Genomic DNA, 6,372 nt, shown 5'->3' with positions numbered 1-6,372 from the left:
AATATAAGACAGTTTACGAGGGCGGGGAAGGCGAGATCGTGGAAAAGAAATCCAGATTTATTGCTACAGTGCGTCCTGTACAGACCGAAGAGGAGGCACTGGCCTTTATAGAGGAAATGAAGAAGAAATATTGGGATGCCAGACATAACTGCTATGTATATTCGGTGGGAAAGAACAGGGAATATACCAGATGCAGTGACGATGGTGAGCCGTCAGGCACTGCGGGAAGACCAATGCTGGATGTAATCCTGGGGGAAGATATTTATAATGTGGCAGCAGTAGTTACCAGATATTTTGGAGGGATACTTCTTGGAACAGGAGGTCTTGTCAGAGCATATTCCAGGAGTCTGCAGGAAGGTCTTGCCGCCAGCACAGTGATTGAGAAAACCTACGGAATTTCTATGGAAGTAGTTACGGATTATACCGGGATAGGCAAGATCCAGTATATTGCCGGAGAACAGAAATTACCGATCCTTGATTCTGAATACACTGACAGGGTAGTTCTGCATTTGCTGGTTCCGGCGGATCAGATTGCATTTGTAGAAAAAGCAATCACCGAGGGAACAAATGGAAGAGCGAAGATGAAGAAAGAGAAAGATATTTACTATTCAGTGATTGACGGTGAAGTGAAAGTATTTACGGACTGATGAAATATGCCCCATGCAGCCTGAAAACTGCATGGGGCATAAACAGTCAGCGAATCAGCATTTCTCCGGTTCCGGATAATCAACACCGAAAGTTTCTACTGTCATGGATTTGATTTTCTGCTCGTCAAGCGGACGGTCGCTGTAATCGGTATCTTCTTCTGCAATACGGTTTACAACATCCATTCCTTCAGTGATCTTGCCGAATGCAGCATAAGCACCGTCAAGATGCGGAGCATCTTTGTGCATGATAAAGAACTGGCTTCCTGCTGAGTTTGGATGCATGGCGCGTGCCATGGAAAGAACACCTGCAGTATGTTTCAGATCATTTTTAAATCTGTTCTGAGTGAATTCACCCTTAATGCTGTATCCCGGACCGCCCATACCTGTTCCGTCCGGGCATCCTCCCTGGATCATGAAACCGTTGATCACACGATGGAAAATAAGTCCGTCATAGAAGCCTTTTTTTACAAGACTGATAAAGTTATTAACTGTATTCGGTGCAATCTCAGGATATAATTCTGCTTTCATCACATCGCCATTATCCATGGTAATTGTAACTATCGGATTTGCCATAGTTTCAAGTCTCCTTTTCAAAAAGTATTGTATTTCGCTGTTCGCTCTATTATAATATGCAAAGAACAATTCTGCAAGAAAAAGGTGGAAAAGATGATTATAGAGACAAAAACACCACAGGAAACATTTGAGGTGGGAAAGAAGATCGGAGAGAATGCAAAACCGGGTCAGATTTATACTCTGACAGGTGATCTTGGAGTTGGAAAAACCGTATTTACCCAGGGAGTTGCGGCAGGGCTTGGAATCACAGAGCCTATTCTGCAGCCCGACATTCACGATCATTCAGGAATACGAAAGCGGACGTCTTCCTTTATATCATTTTGATGTTTACCGTATCGGTGACATTGAGGAAATGGAAGAAATCGGATATGACGATTATTTCTTCGGACAGGGAATCTGTCTGATCGAATGGGCTGATCTGATTGAAGAAATCCTTCCGGAAAAGCTGATCAAAGTAACCATAGAGAAAGATCTGGAGAAAGGCTTTGATTATAGAAGGATTACAGTGATTGGTCCGGAGAACAGTTAGGAGGTAGAAATGAAAATTTTAGCTTTGGACAGCTCAGGAATTGTTGCATCTGTAGCAGTTGTGGAAGATGATACATTACTGGCTGAGTATACTGTAAATTATAAGAAAACACATTCTCAGACTTTGCTTCCGATGTTAGATGAGATTGTGAAGATGACGGAACTGGAACTGGAATCCGTAGATGCTATTGCAGTGGCAGCGGGACCGGGATCCTTTACAGGACTCCGTATCGGCTCGGCAACAGCCAAAGGCCTGGGACTTGCCCTGAAGAAACCATTGGTAGCAGTACCGACAGTAGATGCACTGGCATATAATCTTTATGATGCACAGGGATTGATCTGTCCGATCATGGATGCCAGAAGAAAGCAGGTATATACAGGAATTTACAGATTTGAAGAGCATCAGCTTATGACTTTGAGAGAACAGTGGGCAGCACCGATCGAGGAACTGCTGGAAGAACTGAATCAGAGAGGAGAGATGGTTACATTTTTGGGAGACGGTGTACCTGTATTTCGTGAACTGATCGCAGAGAAACTGCAGGTTCCGTATTCTTTTGCACCGGCTCATGTAAATAAACAGAGAGCAGCGGCAGTGGCAGCTCTTGGCAGTATTTATTATAAAGAAGGACGCACAGAGACTGCTATGGAACATATCCCGGAATATCTCCGCGTTTCCCAGGCAGAGCGTGAGCGTGCAGAGAGAGAAAAAGAGCAGAAACCGGCAGGTACAAAAATATGATCCTGCGGGAAATGCTTGTGGATGACCTGGATCAGGTAATGGAGATTGAGCAGGATCTTTTTCATGTGCCATGGACAAAAGAAGGTTTTTTTACTTTTCTGACCAGGGATGATGCCATGTTTCTGGTGGTGGAAGAGAAAGAAAAGATTCTGGGTTACTGCGGTCTTCTTATGGTTCTGGATGAGGGAGATATTACCAATGTGGCTGTGCGCAGGGACAGACAAAAAGAAGGAATTGGCGCTTTTCTGATGCAGAGCCTGATCCGCCTTGCAGCAGAGAGGGAGGTTACGACAATCCATCTGGAAGTACGTGTGGGAAATGAGACTGCAATCCGTCTCTATGAACGTATGGGATTTACCGGAGATGGAATACGTAAGGCATATTACAGTGATCCTGTGGAGGATGCGCTGCTTATGACCAGACATCCCGAATGAAAAAGAAATGAAAGCAGAAAAAATCAGCAGCCGGACCATACACCTTTTAAGGGAATTGCCGGAAGCTGGAAAATAGAGGGAATATATGTTAGATGTATGTTTAGTTGGAACCGGTGGAATGATGCCTCTGCCGCGCAGATGGTTGACTGCGCTTATGACAAGATATAACGGGAGCAGTCTGCTCATTGACTGTGGTGAAGGTACTCAGGTAGCAATTAAGGAGAAGGGATGGAGCTTTAAACCTATTGATGTGATTTGTTTTACTCATTATCATGGAGATCATATCAGCGGGCTTCCGGGACTTCTTCTTACTATGGGAAATGCAGACCGCACAGAACCATTGACTCTGGTAGGTCCCAAAGGTCTGGAGAGAGTAGTCAATGCACTTCGCGTCATTGCACCGGAGCTTCCGTTTGAAATTAAATTTATTGAGATTACACAGCCGGAGCAGGTCATTGAATTAAATGGCTATCGTATTACGGCTTTTAAAGTGAACCACAATGTACTCTGTTATGGCTATACCCTTGAGATTCTCCGCCAGGGAAAATTCTCGGCTGAGAGAGCGAAAGAGCAGGATATTCCACTGAAATACTGGAATCCGCTCCAGAAAGGGCAGACCATCGAAGCAGACGGTATTACCTATACACCGGAGATGGTACTTGGACCTGCGAGAAAAGGAATCAGGCTTACTTATACAACAGATACCAGACCAACAGAATCTATCCTGCGAAATGCAAAGGAATCGGATCTGTTTATCTGTGAAGGAATGTACGGAGAAGATGACAAAGCAGACAAAGCACGCGGATACAAGCATATGACTTTCCGTGAGGCGGCGGTTTTGGCCCGTGATGCCCGGGTAAAGGAGATGTGGCTGACACATTACAGTCCGTCTCTGGTCAGACCGGATGAGTTTATGGATAAAGTTCGTGAAATTTTTCCAAATGCATATCCGGGAAAAGACGGAAAGAGTCTGGAATTGAATTTTGAGGAATAATATGTCACTGAAACTGATTATGTACAAGTAGTAAAACGGATGACTTATCCGTCGGATATATGAGGAACAGAAAATGAAAGATACATTAATTCTTGCAATTGAGAGTTCCTGTGATGAGACTGCAGCTTCTGTTGTCAAAAACGGAAGAACTATTCTGTCAAATGTGATCTCTTCACAGATCGCTCTTCATACTTTATACGGTGGGGTAGTTCCGGAAATTGCTTCCCGTAAACATATTGAAAAGATTAACCAGGTAATTGAACAGGCACTGGCAGATGCAGATGTAACTCTTGATGATCTGGATGCAATTGGTGTCACTTATGGTCCGGGACTTGTAGGTGCACTTCTTGTGGGCGTTGCTGAGGCGAAGGCAATTGCTTATGCAAAGAAGCTTCCACTGGTAGGGGTCCACCATATTGAGGGCCATGTGTCAGCAAATTATATTGAACATCCGGATCTTGAACCTCCATTTTTATGTCTGATCGTGTCAGGAGGACATACACACCTTGTGATCGTTAAGGATTATGGAGAATTTGAAATCCTGGGACGTACCCGTGATGATGCTGCAGGCGAAGCTTTTGACAAAGTTGCAAGAGCTATCGGACTGGGATATCCGGGAGGACCAAAGGTAGACAAGCTCTCTAAAGAGGGAAATCCCAATGCAATTGAGTTTCCAAAAGCTAAAATTGGAGATTGTCCGTACGATTTCAGCTTCAGTGGTGTAAAATCAGCAGTGTTGAATTATATTAATCATGCGCAGATGACCGGAGAAGAGATAAACAGAGCAGATCTGGCAGCATCTTTCCAGAAAGCGGTAGTTGATGTGCTGGTGGAGCATACAATGCTTGCAGCCAAAGATTATGGGATGACTAAGATTGCAATTGCAGGCGGAGTGGCTTCGAATGGAACGTTAAGAGCGGCAATGGAAGAAGCATGTAAGAAAAATAATTACAGTTTTTATCGGCCGTCACCGATCTTCTGTACAGACAATGCAGCAATGATCGGAGTAGCTGCTTATTATGAATATATTAAAGGTACACGTCATGGCTGGGATCTGAATGCTGTGCCGAATCTTAAACTGGGAGAGCGTTGAGATGTCAGAAAGAAATACGGCCATTGTTCTGGCGGCAGGGCAGGGAAAAAGAATGCACAGTAAAGTACAGAAGCAGTTTCTGGAGATACAGGGATACCCGGTTCTGTATTATTCCCTGCGCTGTTTTCAGGAAAGTCCGCTGATTCAGGATATTATTCTTGTGACAGGAGAGGAATCTATCTCCTACTGTAAAGAAGAAATCGTGAAAAAATATGGATTTACAAAGGTATCGGCAGTAATCCCGGGAGGAAAAGAACGCTATGATTCTGTCTATGCAGGTCTTTGTGAATGCAGAGACTGTGAATATGTATTGATCCATGACGGTGCAAGACCTTTTGTGACAGAAGAAATTCTTAAACGTGGTCTGCAGAAAGTGAAGGAAACAGGTGCATGTGTGATTGGTATGCCTTCTAAAGATACAGTCAAACTTTCTGATGAAGAGGGATATGTAAAAGAAACTCCAAACAGAAAGTGTGTGTGGACAATTCAGACCCCGCAGATTTTTTTGTATTCACTGATACGTGAGGCTCATGACAGCATTCGTCAGAAAGATATGAGCAAAATTACAGATGATGCCATGGTAGTAGAGCAGGAGACAGGGGCAAAGGTTGCTCTGGCAGAGGGATCTTATCAGAATATTAAGATCACAACACCGGAGGATCTTGATATCGCGGAAGCATTTTTGAAACATTAAAGAATGTTTTGTGATTGAAAAATGCCGTATTTTAGCGGGTTTTATGGGAAATCTGGGAAGATAAAAATAAAAATTGAAAAAAATGTAAAAAAGTTGTTGACAGATGCGGGTATTGATGCTAGAATATCACTTGCGTCGGCGGTGAGAACACAACGAACGCAGTCAACAACATATGGAGAGATATCGAAGTGGTCATAACGAGGCGGTCTTGAAAACCGTTTGTCCGCAAGGGCGCGTGGGTTCGAATCCCACTCTCTCCGCTTGCCAAGTCACTTAAAAAGTTTTGAAAAAAGTACTTGACAAACAAATACAAAGTGTGATATAATGCAAAAAGGTTCTTCGGTGAAAACGAAGAGAACTAAATAAAGACACGAGAGTGTGAAGAAAGTTGTTTCTGTGAAACGACGAATCTAGGGCAATTTGGAGAAGTACCCAAGCTGGCCGAAGGGGCTCCCCTGGAAAGGGAGTAGGTCGTTAATAGCGGCGCGAGGGTTCAAATCCCTCCTTCTCCGTTCTTTCTTGGGAAAAGAAAGTAAAAAAGTTCTTGACAAAGCGAAAAGGTTATGATAAACTTGAAAAGCTGTTGAAAAGAACAAATGTTGAAAAAGTTTGAAAAAACTTATTAAAAAAGTTCTTGACAAACAGAAGACAACATGTTAAAATAGCAAAG

The 6,372-nt window shown here is 43.4% G+C and carries 7 protein-coding genes, 2 tRNA genes and 1 pseudogene; 9 read left to right on the top strand and 1 reads right to left on the bottom strand.

The window, feature by feature from the left end:
* Positions 1-647 (top strand): YigZ family protein (locus tag AC075L_RS21480; RefSeq protein WP_476388182.1); only part of this gene is annotated, 647 nt, incomplete at its 5' end.
* A gap of 54 nt (positions 648-701) precedes the next feature.
* Here the strand turns inward: AC075L_RS21480 and AC075L_RS21475 are convergent.
* Positions 702-1,220 carry a peptidylprolyl isomerase gene (locus AC075L_RS21475; RefSeq protein ID WP_020993454.1) on the bottom strand — a complete coding sequence of 173 codons (519 nt, stop codon included), beginning with the start codon at positions 1,218-1,220 and terminating at the stop codon, positions 702-704.
* A 93-nt stretch (positions 1,221-1,313) separates the two neighbouring features.
* Here AC075L_RS21475 and tsaE point away from each other — a divergent pair.
* The 8 genes and pseudogenes from tsaE to AC075L_RS21435 all read left to right on the top strand — a co-directional run bounded on the left by tsaE (position 1,314) and on the right by AC075L_RS21435 (position 6,214).
* A pseudogene (gene tsaE, locus AC075L_RS21470) lies at positions 1,314-1,749 on the top strand (tRNA (adenosine(37)-N6)-threonylcarbamoyltransferase complex ATPase subunit type 1 TsaE).
* Positions 1,750-1,758: 9 nt separating this feature from the next.
* Positions 1,759-2,487 (top strand): tRNA (adenosine(37)-N6)-threonylcarbamoyltransferase complex dimerization subunit type 1 TsaB, encoded by a 729-nt coding sequence (gene tsaB, locus AC075L_RS21465; protein WP_055200953.1) that lies wholly within the window; start codon positions 1,759-1,761, stop codon positions 2,485-2,487.
* The gene (rimI, locus tag AC075L_RS21460) at positions 2,484-2,921 is read left to right on the top strand and encodes a ribosomal protein S18-alanine N-acetyltransferase (RefSeq protein ID WP_008705878.1); all 438 of its coding nucleotides are present in this window, start codon (positions 2,484-2,486) and stop codon (positions 2,919-2,921) included. Before tsaB ends, rimI begins: the two co-directional genes overlap by 4 nt.
* Positions 2,922-3,006: 85 nt before the next feature.
* Positions 3,007-3,915, top strand: coding sequence for a ribonuclease Z (locus tag AC075L_RS21455; protein WP_008705877.1), 909 nt, complete (start codon positions 3,007-3,009; stop codon positions 3,913-3,915).
* Positions 3,916-3,988: 73 nt separating this feature from the next.
* Positions 3,989-5,008: a tRNA (adenosine(37)-N6)-threonylcarbamoyltransferase complex transferase subunit TsaD gene (gene tsaD / locus AC075L_RS21450; RefSeq protein WP_008705876.1), complete on the top strand. Its 1,020-nt coding sequence runs from the start codon at positions 3,989-3,991 to the stop codon at positions 5,006-5,008.
* A 1-nt stretch (position 5,009) separates the two neighbouring features.
* Positions 5,010-5,702 (top strand): 2-C-methyl-D-erythritol 4-phosphate cytidylyltransferase, encoded by a 693-nt coding sequence (ispD, locus tag AC075L_RS21445; protein WP_055200951.1) that lies wholly within the window; start codon positions 5,010-5,012, stop codon positions 5,700-5,702.
* Between the two features lie 174 nt (positions 5,703-5,876).
* A tRNA-Ser gene (locus tag AC075L_RS21440) sits at positions 5,877-5,962 on the top strand.
* Between the two features lie 162 nt (positions 5,963-6,124).
* Positions 6,125-6,214 (top strand) — tRNA-Ser (locus AC075L_RS21435).
* Positions 6,215-6,372: the final 158 nt, after the last annotated feature.

This window comes from Blautia sp. ZXY-1-B12 (genome assembly GCF_056339915.1).
This window is presented reverse-complemented; position numbering and strand designations above follow the sequence as displayed.